The organism is Ferroplasma sp. Type II, from assembly GCF_000496155.1.
On record NZ_KI542850.1, the window covers coordinates 1,955 to 3,505 of the forward strand.

General features: G+C 29.1%; 2 protein-coding genes. Both read left to right on the forward strand.

Translation table 11 applies throughout. The features are described from left to right. Window positions 1-244 precede the first annotated feature (244 nt). A complete protein-coding gene (locus AMDU4_RS13875) occupies window positions 245-409 on the forward strand; it encodes a hypothetical protein (RefSeq protein ID WP_287950080.1) in 165 nt (54 codons plus the stop codon). Window positions 410-528: 119 nt separating this feature from the next. After that, window positions 529-1,551 (forward strand): ATP-binding protein (locus AMDU4_RS13880; RefSeq protein WP_021788551.1); only part of this gene is annotated, 1,023 nt, incomplete at its 3' end.

Below are 1,551 nucleotides of genomic sequence, written 5' to 3' on the forward strand. Positions count from 1 at the left end.
CTCATGGCAGAAATAAATTCGGGCGATGCAAAACCCGTATTATTCCTAACCCCGGAAAGAAGAACATCCAGATCTATCATTGTTGGACCCACATGCATCAATAACTTTCTGTTCATCTAATAATAATGTAAAATATTATATAAATATATTTCAATTGATAATGGTAATAGCCTATTATGACAAATCGAAGAACGTTGATACCATTGTCATAGGTCACAACAGTGCCTGGAAATAGGAAGTGAACATGGGAAAGAGAAACAACCAGAACTTTGTCCAGATACCCTTCAATATTCTGATCCATGCAGGTCTCAATGCGATTTTCAGGATAATAAAAAAAACAATCCCAGAAGCATTTGCGAACTGGATAGAGGATATAGGGTTATACCCACGAAGTTTAAGCATCAGGTAGATGATAATATGGCGACTCCTATTGTCATCTGATAAACAACTCTATTGGCAGGAGAAAATTTTTATTTATATGTCATCCATAATTCTTATATATTTTGTTGTAATAAAATTATAATAATTATGTTACAACAATTTATAAACAGAAAATATGAATTAGAATTCCTTAATGATAAATATAATGAGAATAAAAGGGAGTTAATAATTATTTATGGGCGCCGGAGAATTGGAAAAACCATGTTGATTAAACAGTTCATTGAGAATAAAAAATATATTTACCATTTATGCACACTGGATAGTATGGAAGACAACATAGATTCCCTAAAAAATCAATTTTCCATCATTACAGGAAAAGGTTATTTTAATGACTTAAAATCAAATTTTTATGAAGTTTTTAAGTATTTCATAAGGGAAATAGAATCAGATAAAATAATAATTGTTTTGGATGAATTTCCTAATTTAATAGCGCTGAACCATGGTATTATATCTATAATGCAGAAAATATTTGATGAATTAATGGATACTACAAGGCTATACATAATATTATCAGGTTCAAGCATAAGTATGATGGAGGATGAATTATTAAGCTATAAATCTCCATTATATGGAAGAAGAACTGGAAGCTTAGAAATCAATGGATTTGATATAAATAATATAAAATATTTTTATAATTCAAATATAGATGATCTAATAAAAATAAATGCTGTATTTGGGAATATTCCATTTTATCTTTCTTTAATAGATAAAAACAAAAGTATTGAAGAAAATATCAAACACAAAATATTAAAAAAAGGGGAAATATTATATGAGGAGCCCAAAATATTATTAAAAGAGGAATTTAAGGAGCCAAGAATATATGAAATGATTCTGAGGCACATTTCACTGGGACATAATACATATGGTGAGATTGTCAACGGAACGCATATGGACAGGGGAAATATATCAAAATATCTGGAAACCCTGGTTTCAGTTAAACTTATTAACTATATACTTCCCTTAAATCAGAAACGTCGTGGCATTTATGAAATAAATGACTATTTTTTGAATTTTTATTATAATTTTGTATATCCTAATTTGTCTGACCTGGAAATAAACAGGGTGAATGATGTTATGGAAAGGGGATCAAGTAGAGATATCAATACATAT